Genomic DNA, 21,725 nt, shown 5'->3' on the forward strand with positions numbered 1-21,725 from the left:
TATATATGATATATCCTTAAAATAAACAATTTATTATATAATAATAAATTATGGAAATTATGGAATCGGCAAAAGAAATTATTATATGTTCAATTAAAGAAGCATTGAACAAATTAAAGATAAATAAACCTGTAGTATTAACGGAGGCTAAAAACTACGGAGATTATTCTACCAATATTGCATTAACATTGCAAAAAGAATTAGGCAAAAAGGCAATTGAAATTGCCCAAGAGATTGTTAAAAATATTGATTTAAATAAATTTAGTCAAATTAGTGAAATTAAAATAGCAGAGCCTGGATTTATTAATTTTTGAGTATCTAATTCAGTTTTTGCAGATACAGTTAATTTAATCAATAAACTTGGAAAAAATTTTGGAAGTCTTTCTAAGGAAGGAAAAGGAAAGATTAATGTAGAATTTGTATCTGCAAATCCTACTGGCTATCTACATATTGGTCATGCTAGAAATGCCGCAATTGGAGCTACACTATGCAACATTTTAGAAAAAGCCGGACACCAAGTTATTAGGGAATATTTGGTAAATGATTATGGTAACCAAATGAATAAATTAGCAGTATCAATTTATTCAAGATATCAACAAATATTTAATCCTTCATATGAACTACCAGAAGATGCTTATCGCGGTGGTGATGTTATAGAATTTGCACAAGCATTTTATGAAATGCATAACGAAGAATATAAGGGTGTAGAATATACACCTGAAATCGAATTATTATTTAGAGATTTTGGTAGAACATTTGCTCTAAAAAATATTGAAGAAGATCTAAAGAAATTTGGTGTGTGATTTGATATATATACTTCAGAAAAAGCGCAATATGAAAATGATTTGGTTTGACCTGCTATAAGAAGATTAAAAACCACCTACGTAAAAGATGGGGCAACATGATTAAAAACCACAAGTGGTGGCAAAGATGATAAGGATAGAGTTATTATTAAAAGAAATGGTGATTCAACCTATCTTTGTGCAGATATTGCTTATCATGAACAAAAATTTAGACAACTTGAAGACTCAGAAAAAGGAATTATTATTGATGTTTGAGGAGCGGATCACTCTGGTTATGTTGAACGTGTCAAGTTTGCGTTTGAAGATCTAGGATACCGTAGAGATCAATTAGAAATTATTTTATTCCAATTAATAAGAGTTATGAAAGACGGCAAAGAAATTAAAATGTCTAAACGTCTGGGAACGTCTTTAACATTAAGAGAATTAATGAATGAAGTTGGCAAGGATGCAATTAGATTTTTCTTGATCGAAAGATCATACAATTCAAAAATTGATTTTGATATTAAAAAAGTTACAAGTACAGATGAATCCAATTCGATGTATATTATTAAATATGCTCATGCTCGTTGTGCTCAATTATTGCAAAAATTTAATTATGTTAACCCTATAGCAACCAATCTAACGGATGAATTTTCACAAAAATTAGTAGCTCAATTGAAGGAATACCCAGACTTAATTAGTACAATGGCTAAAACATACAAGGTTAATTTATTGCCACCATATTTACTAAAATTGGCTAGAGCATTTAATTCATTTTATTCAAATGTTAAGGTTATTGGATCTCAAAACGAGGAAAGCTATGTGGCTTTAGTTAAAGCTATTAAAATAGTTTTATTTGATGCGATGAAGTTAATGGATTTAGAAACTCCTGAAAAAATGTAGCTTTTGTTCTAAAATATAATTATTTAACACCACTTGATTGGTGTTTTTTTATTGCTTCTAGAGGTCAAAAGAATAAATAAAAAATGGCGGGTAAGAGAGGATTTGAACCTCCGCGGGTGCTTTATACACCCCTACAGTCTTAGCAGGACCGCCTCTTCGACCACTTGAGTACTTACCCATACCTATTTTAAGCATTGTTAATTATATACTAATATAAGTTAATTTATGTGAAATAATAAGGAAGACAAGTAAATATTTATTATTTTATTCTTTTTGGAGGATAAATTTCCTTAATATTATCTGACCATATTCCCAATTTTTTGTATCTTGCTTCTTTTTCATTATTCTTTAATCAAAAATAAAAGTTTTCATTTTTTGTGTAATATTTGCTTCTTTTATCAAGAGATATATAAGAAACTTTGCTAAAGCCGTTTTTTATGAGTTCTTTATTGATGCAAATTATTGAACCGTCGTTTTTATAAACTAAAATTATTGCGACAATTCGACCATAAGCATCAAAGAATTTCTTATTTTCATCCTTATTTTGGTCACTAATTGTTGTTTGGGGAATTACTCAAATTTTTTTTGCTTCAAGAAGATTTCTTGTTGTAAAGTTTTTTGCAATCTTACCATATTTAAATTGTAACCCAACTGTTGGTTCAAATTTTTGTCCTACTTTTTTCCATGTTTCTGGTGTATCGATACCAGAAAACCTGAATCTAAAAGTTTTATTATTTTTTATGTTTTTTAATTCAGCAGTATCACCATCATTTATCTTAAAAGCAGATACTTCGGTGGCATTGTTTTCTCTAAAATCATTAGATAGAAGGTATTCTTTGTTATTAACATAAATAGATTTACTAGTTAGGTATATTTCTTTGTCTTTGCTATCTTCTGCACTTATATCTTTTTTATCTTGACTATTCTCGTTGCTATCTATTTTGGAATTGTTATTAAAAATTTCATCAAGGTCACCATTATTTATTTTATTATCATTAATTTGGAAATCTTTAAATAAGAATTTTAATAACGATATTTCTTGTGCGCTTCATTGTGAAAGTTTTTTTGTATAAGTTTTTCTTATTTTTTTAGCTAAAATAATGAATTTTTTAATTATTGAGTCAAAGACTTCTGTATCAATAACCTTCTTAAAGGAAAGCAAAGATCTAATTTTTAAAAACGCTGTAGTTATTTGACTGTGTTCTTTCTTATTTAATAGGCTATGCTTATTGAAGATAGAAATTCAAATTTCATTTATTACTTTTAATTTATTCGCTAATTTATCAATATTTATTGGTAATGCTTGATTATTTATGGGAAATTTTTTTATGTCTTCTAGAATAATTATTAGTTGCTTTAAAAAGGTTTGATCTTTTTTTCTTGAATAGCTTTTTGAATCCTTGTTTGTAATGTCTGCAATTTCATTACATAACTTTAAATCTATGACATTTTTACTAATTGTATTTTTATATTCGGTTATTTTTCTTAATAGTTTCTGTGTATCGTTATTTTTTTCTATTGTGCATTGAACTAGCATATAGCTAGCTATCGGAAGGCTAGGAGCTATTAGACTTGATAATAAAAATCTTTTTATATTTTTTTTCATTAGTATTTGGTTAATATCTCCAATGCTTTATTGTAAATAGCCATATTACTATTTTTATAAAGTTTTCTCGGATTATAGTTTTTGTTTTCCATTATATTATTGTTTTTAAGAAAGTGTTCAAGTGCCTTTGCATTCTCTATTTGTAACTCAGTATTTATATTAATTTTTGCAATGCCATTTTGAATGCATTTTTTGATATCTGCATCACTAATTCCCGAACCGCCATGTAAGACAAGCGGCATTTGAAGAGCTTGATTTAGTTGATTTAGTAATTCGAAGTTTATACCTTTTCAATTTTTTGGATATTCCCCATGAATATTGCCAATACCAATAGCAAGCATATCAATACCCACATTTTTAAACTCAATTGCTTCTTCAATTTTTGTATATACAACGTCACTGACGATACCATCCTCCGTTCCTCCTATTCTTCCAATTTCACACTCAAGTGAAATATTTTTTTTCTGGCATATTTTATAAAGCTTTTTTGTTATATTGAGATTTTCAAGAAATGGTAATTTACTTCCGTCAAACATTATAGATGAAAAATTTGCATCGATTGCTTTAATACAATCGTTATATGTTCCGTGATCTAAATGAAGACAAACGGGAATTGTTATTTTTAAATCCTGTATTAAAGAATTCACGACACTATAGCAAACATTGTAACCGCCAAAATATTTAGCAGCAGATGAACTCACTCCCAAAATAATCGGTTTATTTGCATTGTTAGCAGCAAGTAAAACTTGCTTAGTTCATTCTAAATTGTTAATATTAATATGGAACACAACATCTTTGTTTTTATATGCTTTTTTTAATAATTCTTTTGCATTAACTATCATAAACAAAATAAAAAACCAAACAAAATAAGTTTAGTTTTTATAGTCAGGTCTAATTGTTGTTCATGTTCCATCGGCATTGTGAAAGAATCTTCCATCTACAGTTAGTAAACGGTATAATTCCCCGCGTTTTTTTAGTAAAATTTCTTCATCAGTACTAGTATCAATACTTTCACTTCTTCATCTTTCTAATAGAATTTTTTGTATTGAATTAAATAAATTATAGAAATCTAAATTTTGTTTTTCATTTAGAATTTCTTCAGTAATATCAAGTAATGTTTTATATTCTTTTTCTTCTGTCATATAACCTCTTTATTTACAATAAGTATATATTTTACCTTGTATTAAATATATTATAATTATAAATACTTATTATTTAAATTTATTAGGAATTTTAAAAATATGAAATGTTAAAAAAATTCTATTTTTTCAACTAATAATAAGGTCTAAAAACTTAAAAATTCCGGCATTGTCAAGTCTCAAATCTCTTATTTTATTTTATTATTTTTTATTTTTTAGTTTAAATTAGTATAAAAACCCAAAAAATAAAAGTGTAGTATAATTAATATTGTATAAATAGAGCATTTATTTGCACTTTTTTATACGCTAAATAACATCACTTATTTGAAAGGGAAACAAATGTCTGTATTTGACAGTAAATTTAAAGGAATTCACGTTTATTCAGAAATCGGAGAATTAGAATCGGTTTTAGTTCACGAACCAGGGCGTGAAATTGACTACATTACACCAGCTAGACTAGATGAATTATTATTCTCAGCTATCTTAGAAAGTCATGATGCAAGAAAAGAACACAAACAATTTGTATCAGAATTAAAAGCTAACGACATCAATGTTGTTGAACTAACTGACTTAGTTGCAGAAACATATGATTTAGCATCACAAGAAGCTAAAGACAAATTAATTGAAGAATTTTTAGAAGACTCAGAACCTGTTCTTTCAGAAGAACACAAAATGGTTGTAAGAAACTTCTTAAAATCAAAAATGTCATCAAGAGAATTAGTTGAAATTATGATGGCTGGAATCACCAAGTATGATTTAGGTATTGAAGCAGATCACGAATTAATCGTTGACCCAATGCCAAACCTATACTTTACCCGTGACCCATTTGCATCAGTTGGTAATGGTGTAACAATTCACTACATGCGTTACAAAGTTAGACAACGTGAAACATTATTCTCAAGGTTTGTATTTTCAAATCACCCTAAACTTGTAAACACACCATGATACTACGACCCATCTCTAAAATTATCAATCGAAGGTGGAGACGTATTCATCTACAACAACGAAACCTTAGTAGTTGGTGTTTCAGAAAGAACCGATTTACAAACAATAACCTTGTTAGCTAAGAATATTGTTGCTAATAAAGAATGTGAATTCAAACGTATTGTTGCAATCAATGTTCCTAAATGAACAAACTTGATGCACTTAGACACATGACTAACAATGTTGGACAAGGATAAATTCCTATACTCGCCTATTGCTAATGATGTATTTAAATTCTGAGACTATGATTTAGTAAATGGTGGAGAAGAACCACAACCAATGGAAAATGGTTTACCACTAGAACAATTATTAGAATCAATTATTAACAAAAAACCTATCTTAATTCCAATTGCTGGTGAAGGTGCTTCACAAATGGAAATTGAAAGAGAAACTCACTTTGATGGTACAAACTATCTAGCAATTAGACCAGGTGTTGTTATTGGTTATTCACGTAACGAAAAGACAAACGCTGCCTTAGAAGCTGCTGGAATCAAGGTTCTTCCATTCCATGGTAACCAATTATCATTAGGTATGGGTAATGCACGTTGCATGTCAATGCCTTTATCACGTAAAGATGTTATGTGATAGTAACTATCTAAAATTATTGAATTTTATATATTAAAAATCCTCAGCAATAAGCTGGGGATATTTTTTTGATTTAAATTTTAGGGTTTAGCTTAATAGTTTTAAGCTTATCTACTTCAAGTTTTGTTATGAAATCATGCTTTATATCACCTGAAAATTCTTTTGGATCATATTCACTTTCGCCTCTAAACAAGATAATTTGGTTACCCCTGTTTTCAGAATTGTCACTTTCGACAATATGAATAAAATTAATTCCAATTAAATTAAATCTTGAATCTATTACCATCGAACCGCTTGAACCGCTATCAAGTGATTCGTTCTTTTCATTGTCAAGATATAGTGTTGTCATCTGTTGGAGAATATTTTTAGGCATTCCGTGTTCAGGTGCTTTTCCAAATGGTTTTTCATAGTCCATTCATTTATTGTCTATACTATTTCAATCTTTGTTTTCTTTTTCGTTATATCTTACCCATAAGCTATTAAAGTTATCTTTGTTATTTTTATCATTATCAACAACACGGTTTTTTGTTTCAATATAGCCACCTTGTGATCTGGCAGCATTTAATTTAATTGTTCCATCGACATCTGGAAAACCGAGCACAAAATGAGTTTGGATGGGGCTCTCGTGATTCTTTTGCTTATTTGTTTCATTACCAAAACCAATATATCAATCCTTTTCGGCTGGTGTGTCTAAAATTTCATATAGGGTAGGAAATAGATCTCTTATATTATTTTTAGTGAATCTTAGTTTAAGAATTGCAAAATCAGCTCCGCCATTTTTAACTGTCCCAAGGCGGTTATTGGCATCTGTGAGTTCATCAAAGAAATTTGTGACAGCCCGATTTGCTCTTAATCCTTTCGAGCTAAATCTTGGAGTGTAGTATATCCAATCTAAATACTGACTTTTTGTATCAGTACCCTGATGTGTGTTTAGCGGTTTTTTAAAGTATTTTTGATAATCATTAATAATTTCACCATTATCCGCAGTTTCATAGTTATGCTTATTGAAATTAAAATTAGGGTCTAGTCTTCCAACAAAGTTATTAATATTTTTTTTATCTGTATTTTTGTTGTACACAATACTTTTGTCAAAGATATGAGTTAATGATGCAACGTGGGCATTGGTTGCAACTAAAAATTCATATTCTTCGCCACCATTTTTATTGGTTGTTATTTTATTATCAATTCTATCTACAATTCATGCTGTTCCAGAAGTACTTGTATAGCGCTGCGAAGGATTTCCTCCAAAGGGTGGCCGTACTGTATAAATACCTTTATAATTTAGTGAGAATGACCTATCATAGATGTATTGATAAAAATCATCATTTTTTCTTAGCAATGAATTGCTTGTGTTAAGTGTTAGATGTCTAAATTGTGTAGATTTAGTTTTAAATAATAATGTTATTTCGCCACTTAAATCATTATGTTTAGCCTTTATTTCTTCAATTTCTTGATTAAAGTCTATCATTTTTTTGATTGTATCTAAGTCGATATAATAAAGAAACTGACTTAGATTAGATGGAAGATAGCCAAAAGGGTTATTTCTTATAATTCCCTTAATTTTATTAGCAATATTCTCATCTTGTTTAATTTCGATAGAATTGTTGGGTATAGTATCAAAAGTGTCAAGGAACAAAGCTTTCATCATATGTTCTTTATTGTACCCATTAAAGAATTGACGTCATTTTTGTTCATCATTATCACCATATTCTCCATATATGCCAACTTCCTTAAGATAGTTTAAAAAACCAAGATCTAGGCGATTATTTGATAAATCTAAACCGGTGTTGTTATTCGCTGTTTTTAGATAGTTTTTAAATTCTTGAAGTTTCTTTTTATAATAAGGTGTTTGGGTGACAATAGCATTGGCATCATTGAATTTTTGTGTAGATTTATTGAATATTAAATCAAATCCTAGACTGTGCTTTGGTGAATCGGTTTTAGAATTATTAGTTGTTGAGTTTATATCGGTATTAAGTTTTTGAAGCTCATGGTTTCTAATAACCTTCTTAAATTTTTGGCTTAGATTATATAACTGTGTTTTAAATTCTTTTAGGGCATCATTTAATTCATCGATGTTATTATTGTAATCTCTTTGGCGGTCGCGATATTTTATTAAGTTTGTATATGCTATTGCAAGCTTATGGCGTTCATCGACCAATTCAGGATCATTATCTGTTTTTTCAAAGAATTCATTTACTGTTGATATTTGTTTTTGAGCTTCGGCAAGTAATGCTTGACTATCATTTATTTTTTCATAGTTAGGAGCAGGTACATCTATGCCTGGTGATGGGGTTATATCCGGCACGTTTGGAGATGGTATTTGTGGTGCTTCATTTGGATTATTATTTTGCTTGTTTATTTCATTATCAATTTTTTGTGATAACTCGCCAAAAAGATCGCGATAATCATTATTTGCGAAAGAAATTTTTTCTAGTTCATTTTTTAGTTTTTCTTGTTTATTAATGTTATGAATTGAAGATATATCATTATATAGTTTTGCTTTTGATTTATAAAAATCACTATTTTTTATATTTTTAGAAGTTTTAATTAAGGTTGATAATTTGTTTTTGATTGTTATTTCAATGTTAAGAGCATTTACATACGCAATTGCTTCTTGGTTATATTCACCAAAGATACTATTGGCATCATTGCTAATTTGTTCTAGCTCATCTTCAGTTATATTGCCTTTTTTAATTTCATTTTGGTATTCATTATATTTAGGTGATCCATCAAGCTTTTCTATGTTTTTAGCAGTTTTGTCTAAAATTTTTTGAATTTCATTATCTAACTTTTTAATGATGTTGTCAATTTCTTTTGCATTAATATTTTGTTGGTTTAGTTGGTCTGACAACTCTTTTTTTAATGGATTTTTACTAGAAAGTCTTGAAATTAATTCTAATAATTTTTGCACATCCGGTTTCATTTGATGAGCAAGAATTTTTGCTTTAATATCTAATATTTTTTCTTCATTATCAGCACTACTTAATTCGGTTTTTAATTGCTTTTTTAAATTATCATCTTGAAAGGAATCAAGCAATATTTCTACATCGGATTTTAGTTTATTTAAGTAACTATTAACTTGATTTTTAATATCATTAAAATCGTCGACGTTTGCGTCTTTATTACTAAATTTTTGTTTTAATTCTTTGTATTTTTGCTTTGTTTTAGAAAGTTTATTAAGCAAAATTAACACTTCTTGTTTTAGAGTTGCTTTGTTTATTTCTAAATCTAGCAATTTTGAAACTTCTTCGATATTTTTGTTCGTAGCTAATTTAGCTTTATTTGTTAGTTCTTCTTTATCATTGTTAGAAATATCAGATGCATTAATTTTTTCGATTAGGGCATTTATTTTATTTTTTAATAGTTGATCCTCAGTACTTATTTTTGATAGGAAATCAATAATATTTTTTTTAATTAGATTTATTTCTTCTAGTGTTTTGGCTTCACTTATTTGGATGATAAATTTTTCTTTTTTATCCTTACTTAAATCTTTTATCAAGGCATTTAGTTCTATTTTAGCTAATTCCAAACTTTTTGTTTTTTCTTGCAATATTAATTGTCTGTTAGTTTCTTCTAAAATATTTTTTAGGTTTGCAGCATTATTGTTATTTTGAAAACGATTGAGAAGATTGTTTTTTATTTCGTTGTTTTTTAATTGATTAATTTTTGATAAAACAAATGCTCTATCTTCTTCTATCTGCTTTTTTATGTTTTTTAAAATAATTTGTAGAGTAGCATAATTTTTAGGCGAATATTGTCTAAATTTAGGATCATTAATTTGTTTTAAAAAATCTCTTTTGCTATCCTCATTCACTATGTTTGCAACTAAATTTTTAGCAGCCGTGATTAAGTCTTGTGTTTCTTGCTGCTGTTTGTTGTTTTTTAAAAAAGTAGCATATCCTATTCCTGCAGCAGCCCCTATAATACCTAACATTGAAACAGTGGAAATACTTGCTATTAAAATCTTCTTCTTTTTGCTTTTTTGCATAAAAAACCTCAATATTAAATTTTTATCTTGTGTAAAAGTGTTTTTATTATACCTAATTTTTACTTCTATTAAGCTAAAAAAGAAATGTATTTTTATACAAAAAAATTTTGAATTATCATAACAAAACGCCCTATTGTTGATCAAATTCAAATTTAAATTTCTATTTTTTTATATTTGTCAATCCTTTGGTATGCACTGAATCATTTACATAATTAATCCACCATATAAATTTCAGTCTTCTAACTTATTATTTTTTTACTAAAATTGTGTTAAAATTTGAAAGTACTTTTTATAAAAGTATCGATAGATTATGAAAAAACAAAATTAATTTATCAAACACTATTGTGAATTCAATCGCATGTGCCTTTTTTGGTGTTGATTGTTAGAAACAATAGGGAGAAAAAAACAAACTTATTTTTATTTATATCTTAAAAAGGAGATTAAAAAAATGACAACAGAACAAAAACAAGTTGAACAAAAGCCAGTTGAACAAAAAACTGCAGTATCTAGCGAACCCGTTATTGTTTCAAGAGAAAAATTATTAGAAGCAGGAACATATTTTGGTCATAGAGTAAGCCGTTGAAATCCAAAGATGAAACAATACATTTATGGAAAAAGATCAGGTATACATATTATCGATATTGCTAAAACTCAAAAAACTTTAGAATATGCATACAAACTATTAAATAAAATGGCTCAAAAACCAATCTCATTTATTTGAGTTGGTACTAAAAAACAAGCTAAATCTGCTATTGAAGCAGCAGCAGCAAGAACTAATTCAGTTTATGTTACTGAACGTTGATTGGGCGGAACTTTAACAAATTCGCAAACAATTTTTAAGAGCGTTAAGGAACTTGATAGATTAGAAGCTTTGCAAAAAAATGGATATCAAGGATATACTAAAAAAGAAGGTCTTCTAAACGATAAGAAGATTGCTAAGTTACAAAAGAACCTTGGTGGTATTAGAAAACTAGCTAACAAGGCGCAGATGCCACAAGTTATGATTGTTGCTTCACCTGTTGAAGATGAAATTGCTATTAGAGAAGCAAAGAGAAAAGGTTTAAAAGTTTTTGCAATTCATGATACAAATTCAAATCCAGATTTAGTAGATTTTGTTATTCCAGCAAACGATGACTCGGCAAAATCATTAACTTTAATTATTACAATTTTAGCTGATGCTATTGCTTCTGCTAGAGGTGGTTCTCAATTATTTGCTTATAAAACTAATGAGGAAATTGTTTTACCAGAAGATCCTAGAACAAGCGAAATGAGAGAAATGAGAGAAAGAAGATTTAATAAACCAGTAGAATCTTCGAAAACACCTGAGGAAAAATAAATTATCTCAAAGTATAAGAAAGGGTATATATGTCAATCGATTTAAATAAAATTAAAGAATTAAGAGAAAGAACGAATTTAGGATTTTTAGATGTTAAAAAAGCGCTTGAGGCTAATGACAATGATGTTGAAAAATCAATCGACTGATTACAAGAAAGAGGAATTTTAAAGGCTGCTAAAAAAGCTGGAAGAATCGCAGCCGAAGGTATCGTTAGAGCTGTTGTTAAAGATAACGTTGCAGTTATATTTGAACTTAATTCTGAAACAGATTTTGTTTCTAAAAATGAATTATTTATTGAATTAGCAAATAAAATCGGTGAATCATTGTTGGTAAATGATTTTACCAGTGATGAAGAATTACAGGCAATTAAAATTGATGGTGTTTCAATCGAGGATCAAACTAGTTTATTAACAGCAAAAATTGGTGAAAAAATAACATTAAGAAGAGCGCTAAAATATGTTGCTAAGGAAGGCGAAATTGTGGCCGGTTATACCCATGCTAATAATAGAGTGGCAACGATTATTATGGGTAAGGGTATGAATGCTGAAGCATTAAGAAATGTATCGATGCATATTGCTGCTCTTAACCCATCTTATTTAACAGAACAATGTTTGTGTCCAGTTGAGTTAAAGGGTATTCATGATATGTTGGATGCATCACCTGCTCTAGCAAATAAGCCTGAAAAGATTCAACAATCTATTAAGGAAGGTTTACTAAGAAAACAATTAAACGAAAAAGGTGTTTTATTATATCAACCCTTCGTAATGGAAGATACTAAAACTGTTGGACAGTATCTAAATGATTCTCACTTGACTTTAGTTAGTGCTAAAAGATATGAGGTTGGTGAAGGAATAGAAAAGAAAACAGTTGACTTTGCCGCAGAAGTTGCCGAACAAATGGCTAAATAATAATTAAGATTAACTACCAAATTATGTGGTAGTTTTTTTATGCTAATTTAAAACTAGAAAGACAATCTATGATCAATTCTTTGAGTTCTTTTATAAACTTAGGTTTATTATCTTTAGATAAACACATTTTGGAGAACTTTAACACCTTATTTTTTATCTTTAGCATTACGCTTGAGAACAGGAAAGGTTGGGGAAAATTTCTAATTTTTCAACTGGTAAAGGTATTACTATTTCTCAATCACTAAGCAAAGGTTTTCCAATTGTCTCAGGTGGAATCGATGTTATGGGTTATTATTCTAAATATAATAGAATGGAGAATACTATTACAATAGCAAGAGCTGGCAAATGTGGATATGTATCTTTCATTTCTGAAAAATTTTATCTTAATGATAAGTGTTTTTCATTAGATCTCAAAGAAAATATTAACTCTTATTTTCTATTTAATTTGTTGAAGAAGAATGAAAAAAGAATTATGGAATTAGGCTCAAATTCGTCTATACCAACAATTACTTCAACATCTTTAAAAGCCGTTGATATTTTTCGAACAAGTTACGATGAACAAAAAGCAATCGCTATATTATTTGTTTCTATAAACTCCCTCATCACCCTTCATCAGCGTGGGCATAATTGGGGGAGAGATGAGAAAAAAATCAGAAATTTTATTTTATAAATATTTTCAAAATTGAATTTTTGTATATAAAAAAGGTTCTATAAGAAACGTTAGTTTTAAAAAATACGAGTTATCATTAGATTGAATAATTAAATTGGTGCCTGAGTTAAGATTGTGCGATATAGATAGAATGGAATACCAAAAAATATTGAATGATTATGCTACTTATCATGAAAAACAAACAACAATGGATTTTCACCACCATTTAAAAAGCGCATTATTAGATGCATTTGATGAAGGTTTAATAGATAATGATCCTACTAGAAAGGTTGTTATAAAGGGTAAACCACCTAAAAAGAAAGCGCAGAAGTTTTTAAGTCAATTTGAGCTTCAATTGCTCCTAAAAACCTTGAAATTAAACGAAAAAATTAATTGTGATTGATTGTTGCTTTTAATAGCGAAAACTGGCTTGCGGTTTTCGGAAGCTATAGCAATCACGCCGGAAGACTTTGATTTTTCAAAACAAACATTGAATATAACTAAGACATGAAATTATAAAGAAAATGGTGGTTTTTTACCTACCAAAAATAAAACTTCGGTTAGAAAAATTCCATTAGATTGAATGACTATTTCACAGTTCTCGAGTCTTGTTAAAGACTTGCCCGGTGATAAACCTATATTTATCCTTAAGAAAAAAATTTATAATTCTACTATTAATGATACACTTAGCAGAAGATGCAAAACAGCAAATGTTCCTATCATAACTATTCACGGTTTAAGACATACTCATGCATCATTATTGTTGTACGCCGGGGTATCGATTGCTTCTGTTGCTAAAAGGCTTGGTCATTCTAGTATGAACACAACTGAGAGAATATATTTGCATATTATTAACGAGTTAGAGAATAAAGATATCGATGTTGTTATGCGTTCAATATCGAGTTTAAACTAAAATATATCAATGCCCACACTAAAAAATAGAACCAAATAGGTTCTATTTTTTTTCCTTGTATTGCTTTATAAGATCAATAATTAGGGGTCTTAGCTTATATTTAGGGCCGTCCGCGGATTTAACAAGCGGTCAAATATAAGCTTCAAAATTATTGTTTTTATTAATGTCTTCTTTAATATCTATATAGCAATTATTTACGAATTCTTCAATTTTTTCTTTTTCGAGTCCATATATCGCTAATTCATCAAGATTTTTTTGTAGTTCTTCTTGTTTTTTTTGTTTTCAAAAGTCATTTAAACTAGGTTTATTATTATCGGGAAGATTACATCATTCCTTAATTCATTCGGGATTTTTAATATAATACTTGCTTAAAACATGAGGTATCGATTTGCAAGTTCTTAATTCTAATTCAAGATTTGTGAAAAAATTTTTATCATAAAGTTCTTGCTTTTTATTGTTTTGAATATCTTTTAGAATTTCAGTATTATAAAATCTAAGCTCATCATCCGAATCATTAAAAGTTGCTAATGAATTAAGATTGGTTAAAATAACATCAATTTCATATATTTTCACATCAATTCTTTCGGATATTTCTTTATCAAAGGACATCAATTTTTCATTTTCTTCTCATTTAAAACTCAATAAGTTTAATGAATTTATTAAGCGTTTAATTTCGCACAAATGATTATAAGCCTTTTTAAGATTTTTAACTTTGTTTATATCATCAGTGTCAAATGATTCAATATTTTCAAATCAGTTAATGCCTAATTCTTTGAATAATTTTTCAACTTCTTTATATTCTTCATTTGCATATTTTACTATAGATGATGTATCGGAAACTGTGATTATTGTTAAATCCTCATAAGCATATTTTCTAAATGCATCCTCAACATTTTTCTTCATGTGATATGGAAATTTGTAAAAATGTGCTCTACCAAATTCTTTATGAATATTATATTTTCTATTAGTTCGCGAAACACTTTGGACTAAATTTTGTGATTCTTGTTGTTTATCAAAATATACTGTTTGAATATATTTTGAATCAAAGCCGGTTAACATCTGATTTACTACAATTAACAAGTTTATAGTTTTTGAATCATCATCTTCATCCATATTGATTCTTTTTAGTCTTTGCGAAATGTCTTTTTTGAATAGTTCGTGTTCATCATTTTGGTTAATAATTTTAAAATCGAAGTCTTGTTCGTATTTTTTATATATTTCTTTAAATGCTTCTTCAAGCTTTTCAAGTTTTTGTGGAGACTCATCACTATCTAATGATCTTGTAAATAAAGCGGTGAATTTAAAATTACGTTTTTCATCTTTTATATCAAGATCATTTATATGTTTATTAAATATACGGAAATATTTTATTGCATCTTCAATACTTGAAGTGGCCAAAATTGAAGAAAAATTATATTTAAAACCATTAGATTTCGCCAAATTATTTCAATCGTCTAAAATGCTTTCAACTACAAGATTTTTATATAAATCGCTTTCATAAATATAGTTAATCTCATCTTCTAATTCAATTAGTTTATCCAAATTATCTGATTTTTCATTAAATTCTTCTAATTTTTTAGTAACTTCGTATGGAGCATCATTTTTTAAAGAAAGAAGCTCTTGTTTTAATGTTTCATTTTTAATGGAATTTAATTTTTCAGTACAAAATTTTTTATTATGTTCAATATTGCAATTAAATGCTCACTTATATAAATCTTCAAATATATTATATTTACAACTAAATTTTAGAACCTTTTCTTGTACTATAGCATCCCCTAGAGTATAGCTATGTAATTTTTCGCCAAAAATATCATATGTATTAGGTGTTTCATCAAAAATAGGGGTTCCAGTAAAACCGAAAATTATGGTTTTTTTCTTAAAGGTATTTTTAATTTTGCTCATCATTGAGCCGAATGTACTACGGTGGGCTTCATCAAAGATTAAGACAATTCTTTTTTTATCAAGAATATTTTTATGATCTTCATTTATACGATCTAATTTCTGAATTGAAGTTACAATGATTGGTTGATCTTCGTTTTTTCTTGTCTTATTTTGTAAATCTCTTGTACTAGAAACATCAGTAACCTTTTTATCATGTTTTACAAACTCATTATAGGTTTGATCCACTAATTCAATTCTATCAGCTACAAATATTACTAAATCAGCAAGATTATGCTCAATTATTAATGAACTAGTCTTAAAGCTAGTGAAGGTTTTTCCTGAACCTGTAGCATGTCAAATGAATCCCCCTTTAATAGGTTCATCATTTTCTGCTAAAAAAAGATCCGTTTTTCTAATTTTATCAAGAATTTTCTTAACAGCATAGTATTGGTAACTTCTTAAAATTTTTAGCTCATCGCCGTCCGGAATAGTGTAGTCACAAATTAATTCTAATGACATTGGAATAGATAAAAAGTTTTTAACGACATCAACTCAATTATTAATCTCATTTTTATTAGTCTCATCATACCAATTAATAAATTTTAATTCTCTATTTCTTGGCGAATATTCCATTTTTAGTGGATTCATTGCAACTACTATATGAATGAATTTAAAGATACCATTATAAATGCTTTTTGTTGCTTCATTATAATTTATTAATTGATTTTTTGCATTAATAATACTTTTATCTTTATCTTTTAATTCAATATGAATAAGTGGTATTCCATTTATTAATAAGAAAATATCGCTTCTTTTTTGGTCGTTATTAGCATTATTAATTGTAACTTGTCTTGCAATTTGAAAATAATTTTTACCACCGTCATTATTTAGTTGTTCCTTATGAATTAAGGTTAAAGGGATTATTTTTTGTTCTCTTTTTAATTGCAATCCTTGATTTGGTTTTATAATGTTTCTATTAACTTGAGCAATATTTTGTTGAGATTGTATTTCATTTATTAATAGATCTAATTCTTTTTCAGTGATTGGTTTACCGTCAAGTTTATCCACATTGTTATGGTTTAAGATACGCAATCAATTTAACTTTAAATCATGTTCGCTAACATTATTTAATTCATTATCAATATTTAATTGACCAAAACCTTGATTTTTTCAACCATTATCTAATAAAAGCTTTACAACATTCTCTTCGAATTCGGCTTCATTTTTGAAATTTTCATTGTTAAAATTAAGTTTTGACATATTGCTCCTATACAAACATCTTTTCTAATAAGGTTTTTTTGATATTTTCTAAGGCATTTAACTTACGCTGATGAAGGGTGATGAGGGAGTTTATTAATGAAAAAATATTACCAATCCTTTGTTGTTCATTCAAATTACATAAGAATAATTTAATTTTACAAACATCTTTAACAGATAAGGCGGGGATGCCTGTTGAAGATATCATAGATCTCATTTTAAATTCTAAATTCTTTAATAATATGTATGAGAAAAATAAATTAACCATTTTATCTTTTGTAAAATCTAACACAAATACACTATTTCCGGCTCAAAAGTTTGATTTCACATAATTAATAGTACCCGCCCCAGCACCTCTTGAGCTCATAATAACTTTAGGCCCTAAAAAATTAAATTTATTATAAAACCCTGTGTATGTAGTGCCGCCATTATAAACTGGAAATTTAAAAACTGGGCTTTGTTTCGTCTTTATAACAAAATCTCCAGATTTAATATTAGTTAAATTCTCCAGCCTTTCCTGTTCTCAAGCGTTAGTGAATTCCTTAAATCTTATTGATGGAAAAGCAGATTTTTCATCCGCAAACATCTTTTCTAATAAGGTTTTTTTGATATTTTCTAAGGCATTTAACTTACGCTGATGAAGGGTGATGAGGGTGTTTATGTTGTTAAAAATTTCTCTTATCTTTTTCATTTCATGAAAACCACATAATATAATATTTTTATTTTGAACAAAATTAATGTAGTGTCTAGCATGCCCAAAATTTTCAAGTTTTACACTTAACATAATTAAAAATAAGGAGTAAACATCAAACATTGTATTTTTATTAATTAGTATTTTAATAGCACTCGATTTAACTAAAAAAGGAAAATTAACATATTTAAAATCTTGAGTAAAATCATCAAAAATAATACATTCCTTATCAAAAGTATTTGCTTCATTTGAATAGCCTAAAATAAATGATTTATTAGCTGTTAAAACCGGATTTTTCCCAGATTCTGGTATTTCATCATATTTTGTATAAAAATTATCAGGCCTAATATAATTCAATAAATTCCCCAGCCTTTCCTGTTCTCAAGCGTTAGTAAATTCCTTAAATCTTATTGATGGAACCATATTATTTTTGCTCATTTTTATTACCGCCTAGAATTGCAATTAATTCATTAATAGCCTTTTGATCATAATCATCTGCTTTTAAATCTGCAAGGAGTTCGATTAATTCTGATTCTTTTTTACTAATTTCATTGTTTATTTCATTTAATGTGTTTTGGTATTTATTGAATAATATTTCTATTTTATTGATAAATGAGTCAATTATTTTATCAACAAGTTCAACAATATTTTCACAAATATTATTAGTTCATTTGTAAAACAAGAGATCATAAAATGTATCTTCATCTAATGAATTATATTTTTCAAGAGAATCATGTAATAGTTCGAATTCATTTGATTTTAGCTCGTCTTTTAAATTCTTAAGTTTCATATTTAAATTATGAACATGAAGAAGCTTTTTGGATAATTCGATATTATCTAAGGCATTTTCGTCTTTCTTTAAGATAGCAACTTGTTTTGATAATTCCTTATTATCAAAACCATTTTCTTTAAATACTAATAAATCTTTGTCTTCTTCATCGATTGAATCAAAGGTTTCCTTGATTTCACTTTCTATTAATTCAATGTCATATTTAAGTTTTTCATTTTTATTTAAGCTAGCAGCAAAGAACTTGTTAATGATTGATTCTTTATTTACTAAACGAGCATCCCAATTAACTAAACTACCGTTTTTATTATTTTCGACATTTTTTTCTTGAAGAATAATTTCAGAGATTGGAATATTATCATTTTGATAATTTTGAATTATTTCAATATCTTCCTTAATGATTTCGAATTTTTCTATTGCTATTTGATATATATCGTATTTTTCAATAAAAGCATTATCCTTAATGTTTAATATAAATTTTTCAAAAATGCTTTCAAAGTTATAGACATTAATACCATTGATACTTTGATATGATGGAACATTATTTTTAATAAATTCAATAATTGAAATTGCGATATTCTTATTTTCGTTAATAAATTCTTTTACATAATTATCGTTTTTTATTGTATTTATTAATTCTTCATTTCTTAAATTTAAGAGATTATACCCATCGGATCTTTTTGAAATAAGTTTTTCCTTTAAACCGATAAATTTATTTCAAAACGAATCTAAAGTTGAAATTTCTTGGTCAGATACACCGCCATACATAGTTGAATATAAATCGTGAATTTCTTCCTTATCATAATTATCAATATATCTTGAAATGTTTAAATTATAATCATTATCTTCAATTTATTTTAGTGAGACAATTCTTGAAAATCCTTCTTTTTCAATTCGGTTATTAACAACATCGGATATTTTAATAATATGTGATCTATCTAGTTTATTTTTATTTCCATCTTTTGAAAAAAGTTTAGATCCGTCAACAAACATAAAATCGTCGGTTGCTTTATTTTCTTTAAGAATCATAATTATGGTTGCAATACCTGTACCCATAAACATGTTATTAGGAAGACCAATAATAGTATCAATTTTTTGTTTCTTGATTAAAGATTTTCTGATTTCATATTCGGACCCCCCTCTAAATAAAACGCCATGAGGTAAAACGATTGCCATTATTCCGTCTTTGTCTAAGTGATATAAACTATGCAATAAGAAGGCATAATCTGCTTTTGATTTTGGTGCTATACCATAAGATTGAAATCTTGGATCATTTACCTTATTTTCGGGTTTTCAAAGGTGTGAATAAGGCGGATTAGCTACAATAGCTTTGACTTTTTTGTCACCATTACTTTCTGTTGGCCAGTCATCTTCCAATGTATCAGCTTCTCTAATATTTATTAATTGTGGTGGAATATTATGCATAATTAAGTTCATACTTAATGTTTTGAATGAGGTTGGTAGAATTTCTTGGGCAATATATTTAATTCTAATATCATGATGTAATTCATTCATATGTTTTTGGAATTTTTCAGCAACTCTAATTAATAAGGAACCAGACCCGGCGGTAGGGTCATAAATTCTAATGAGATCATTTTTATTATATGTAAACTTGCTTAGGTGAAATGAAATAATATCGGACATTAAAATTCCTGCTTCAAGTGGAGTATAAAACTCACCAGCTTTTTTACCAGCTGTTGATGCAAATTCGCCAATTAAATATTGATAAATAAAACCTAAAACATCGTAATCTTGTTTTTTGATTGGAATTTCATCAATAATTCTAATTATCTTTTTGATGCTATCTTCATTTTTCACCTTTTGAATTGAAAGATAAAACTCATCAAAGATGTTTTTGTATAATGAATTAGGTTCATTAATAACTTCGATTTCACTATTAAAATGATTGATAGACTCAATAATATAGTTTCTATCAAATTTGTTGCGAAATTCCTTTTTATTCCATGAAGAAAATAAGTATTCATATGGTATATAGTATCCTAAATTGTTTTTTAAACTGTCAACTATTTCGTCAGGATTATTGCCTTTGGTAAGGTCCTCAATATATAAACATGATTCATTGTCGTTGTCTTTCTTTTCACTTTTTTGAGCTAGTTGATAATCACCGTTTTTATCTATTAGTGTTTCAGTTTGTTTCGAAGATAGGAATTTATAAAATATTAGACCTAAAATAATTTTGTCATATTCTGTTACATCTAATTGAGATCTTAGTTCATTAGCAGCAGACCAAATTTTATTAGCAAGCTTTTGCTTGCTCATTTTAATAAAGTCTTGATTATTTTCAATATTTTTTGACATATACAGCTCCTTAAAAATAAGAATAAAATTTATACATTAAATTATAGCCTTATTTGTTAATTTGCCTTCCTCTAAGGTTGAAAAAAGATTAATACTAATTAACTAATTAATTAAATACAGAAGTTAAAGAATTTTTTTGTTGCATGTCTAAGTTAGCTTAATATAATTTAGCCTAAATTTTAGGAATATTTAAATATTGTTTTTGTGATTCAAAAATAAATGAATTAATTAAGTTAGAATCATTTTATAAATTTATATTTAGGTTAACAATGTGATGTAATTTGAGTATTTTTTGTAAAAAAAATATGGCTAGTTATGTAAAACTAACTATATTTTTTAATTGTCACTTTCCTTTATTAATATCTATTTTTGATTCTTTGATAATTCTTTTTATTTTTAGCAAGATATGAATTAACAATATCCTCTTCTTGAATATTAACCAATAAGCCTAAACCTAAATAAGCCTCATATGCCTTTAAGACCTTATTTTTGTCTTTGGTATTTAAAAGTTCGGTAAAAAGTTTGTATGTATATGCCAATTGAAGTGTAAAATTTTTGTGCTTAATGTAGGGTTTGATAATTGGACTTATACCTTTTGGATATGCAATACTAGTTATAAAATGAATTCCATCAGCAAACTCTTCTAGCATCTTTTCGCGATCTATAACTTTATTTTTTTTTCAATATTTGAAGGCCTTAACTTCGTTGGCAAATTCTCCCAATTCAACTAATAGAGCAATAACAATTTTTGTATCAAAAAAACGAAAATCCTTTTTTGAAATGGTTTCAGAAAAAGCCTTATCCAGGTCAATTTGCAACATAAAAATTTCTTTTAAATCCATAGTAATAATTATTATATTACCAATCATAAAAATAAAAACTTTTTATTTGTCAATTAGTTAATTTTACATTTTAAAATTAAAAAGAAATAATTATGATTTTTTATTTTTAACATTATTTTAAAAATATAATTTATAATTATTAATGCTTTTAT

Annotated in this window: 15 protein-coding genes and 1 tRNA gene; 6 read left to right on the forward strand and 10 right to left on the reverse strand. The window is 27.5% G+C overall.

The window, feature by feature from the left end; all coding sequences use genetic code 4:
* The first annotated feature begins 50 nt into the window (after nt 1–50).
* Nucleotides 51–1,685: an arginine--tRNA ligase gene (gene argS / locus ACWXVQ_RS02005; protein ID WP_444704995.1), complete on the forward strand. Its 1,635-nt coding sequence runs from the start codon at nt 51–53 to the stop codon at nt 1,683–1,685.
* Nucleotides 1,686–1,769: 84 nt separating this feature from the next.
* On the opposite strand, the gene ACWXVQ_RS02010 is transcribed toward argS, so the two are convergent.
* The 4 genes from ACWXVQ_RS02010 to rpoE all read right to left on the reverse strand — a co-directional run bounded on the left by ACWXVQ_RS02010 (nt 1,770) and on the right by rpoE (nt 4,433).
* Nucleotides 1,770–1,863: transfer RNA gene (locus ACWXVQ_RS02010), tRNA-Ser, on the reverse strand.
* 81 nt (nt 1,864–1,944) lie between these two features.
* Complete coding sequence (locus ACWXVQ_RS02015; protein WP_456013432.1) at nt 1,945–3,291, reverse strand: thermonuclease family protein; 1,347 nt, start codon at nt 3,289–3,291, stop codon at nt 1,945–1,947.
* Entirely contained in the window at nt 3,291–4,133 is an 843-nt protein-coding gene (locus tag ACWXVQ_RS02020; RefSeq protein ID WP_456013433.1) for a class II fructose-bisphosphate aldolase, read from the reverse strand. The genes ACWXVQ_RS02015 and ACWXVQ_RS02020 overlap by 1 nt, the downstream gene beginning before the upstream one ends.
* 30 nt (nt 4,134–4,163) lie before the next feature.
* The gene (rpoE, locus tag ACWXVQ_RS02025) at nt 4,164–4,433 is read right to left on the reverse strand and encodes a DNA-directed RNA polymerase subunit delta (RefSeq protein WP_438340627.1); all 270 of its coding nucleotides are present in this window, start codon (nt 4,431–4,433) and stop codon (nt 4,164–4,166) included.
* A 336-nt stretch (nt 4,434–4,769) separates the two neighbouring features.
* Between rpoE and arcA the strand changes: the two genes are divergently transcribed.
* Nucleotides 4,770–6,002: an arginine deiminase gene (gene arcA, locus ACWXVQ_RS02030; RefSeq protein ID WP_438340628.1), complete on the forward strand. Its 1,233-nt coding sequence runs from the start codon at nt 4,770–4,772 to the stop codon at nt 6,000–6,002.
* A gap of 70 nt (nt 6,003–6,072) precedes the next feature.
* On the opposite strand, the gene ACWXVQ_RS02035 is transcribed toward arcA, so the two are convergent.
* Complete coding sequence (locus ACWXVQ_RS02035) at nt 6,073–9,990, reverse strand: MAG2960 family serine endopeptidase lipoprotein (protein ID WP_456013434.1); 3,918 nt, start codon at nt 9,988–9,990, stop codon at nt 6,073–6,075.
* A gap of 448 nt (nt 9,991–10,438) precedes the next feature.
* Here ACWXVQ_RS02035 and rpsB point away from each other — a divergent pair, with 448 nt between their 5' ends.
* The 4 genes from rpsB to ACWXVQ_RS02055 all read left to right on the forward strand — a co-directional run bounded on the left by rpsB (nt 10,439) and on the right by ACWXVQ_RS02055 (nt 13,796).
* Nucleotides 10,439–11,326 carry a 30S ribosomal protein S2 gene (gene rpsB, locus ACWXVQ_RS02040; protein ID WP_438340630.1) on the forward strand — a complete coding sequence of 296 codons (888 nt, stop codon included), beginning with the start codon at nt 10,439–10,441 and terminating at the stop codon, nt 11,324–11,326.
* Nucleotides 11,327–11,355: 29 nt separating this feature from the next.
* On the forward strand, nt 11,356–12,234 hold the full coding sequence (tsf, locus tag ACWXVQ_RS02045) for a translation elongation factor Ts (RefSeq protein WP_444705000.1): 879 nt from the start codon (nt 11,356–11,358) through the stop codon (nt 12,232–12,234).
* Nucleotides 12,235–12,421: 187 nt separating this feature from the next.
* Nucleotides 12,422–12,904: a restriction endonuclease subunit S gene (locus ACWXVQ_RS02050; protein ID WP_456013436.1), complete on the forward strand. Its 483-nt coding sequence runs from the start codon at nt 12,422–12,424 to the stop codon at nt 12,902–12,904.
* Nucleotides 12,873–13,796, forward strand: coding sequence for a site-specific integrase (locus ACWXVQ_RS02055; protein WP_456011960.1), 924 nt, complete (start codon nt 12,873–12,875; stop codon nt 13,794–13,796). Before ACWXVQ_RS02050 ends, ACWXVQ_RS02055 begins: the two co-directional genes overlap by 32 nt.
* A 42-nt stretch (nt 13,797–13,838) precedes the next feature.
* Here ACWXVQ_RS02055 and ACWXVQ_RS02060 read toward each other — a convergent pair whose 3' ends face one another.
* The 5 genes from ACWXVQ_RS02060 to ACWXVQ_RS02080 all read right to left on the reverse strand — a co-directional run bounded on the left by ACWXVQ_RS02060 (nt 13,839) and on the right by ACWXVQ_RS02080 (nt 21,573).
* Nucleotides 13,839–16,937: an HsdR family type I site-specific deoxyribonuclease gene (locus ACWXVQ_RS02060; protein ID WP_456013438.1), complete on the reverse strand. Its 3,099-nt coding sequence runs from the start codon at nt 16,935–16,937 to the stop codon at nt 13,839–13,841.
* Between the two features lie 7 nt (nt 16,938–16,944).
* On the reverse strand, nt 16,945–18,063 hold the full coding sequence (locus ACWXVQ_RS02065) for a restriction endonuclease subunit S (protein ID WP_456013440.1): 1,119 nt from the start codon (nt 18,061–18,063) through the stop codon (nt 16,945–16,947).
* A complete protein-coding gene (locus ACWXVQ_RS02070; protein ID WP_456013441.1) occupies nt 18,050–19,180 on the reverse strand; it encodes a hypothetical protein in 1,131 nt (376 codons plus the stop codon). The genes ACWXVQ_RS02065 and ACWXVQ_RS02070 overlap by 14 nt, the downstream gene beginning before the upstream one ends.
* 84 nt (nt 19,181–19,264) lie before the next feature.
* The gene (locus ACWXVQ_RS02075) at nt 19,265–20,731 is read right to left on the reverse strand and encodes a type I restriction-modification system subunit M (protein ID WP_456013443.1); all 1,467 of its coding nucleotides are present in this window, start codon (nt 20,729–20,731) and stop codon (nt 19,265–19,267) included.
* Between the two features lie 356 nt (nt 20,732–21,087).
* A complete protein-coding gene (locus tag ACWXVQ_RS02080; RefSeq protein WP_456013445.1) occupies nt 21,088–21,573 on the reverse strand; it encodes a dUTP diphosphatase in 486 nt (161 codons plus the stop codon).
* Between the last annotated feature and the right edge of the window lie 152 nt (nt 21,574–21,725).

This window comes from Mycoplasma sp. 527 (assembly GCF_053851595.1).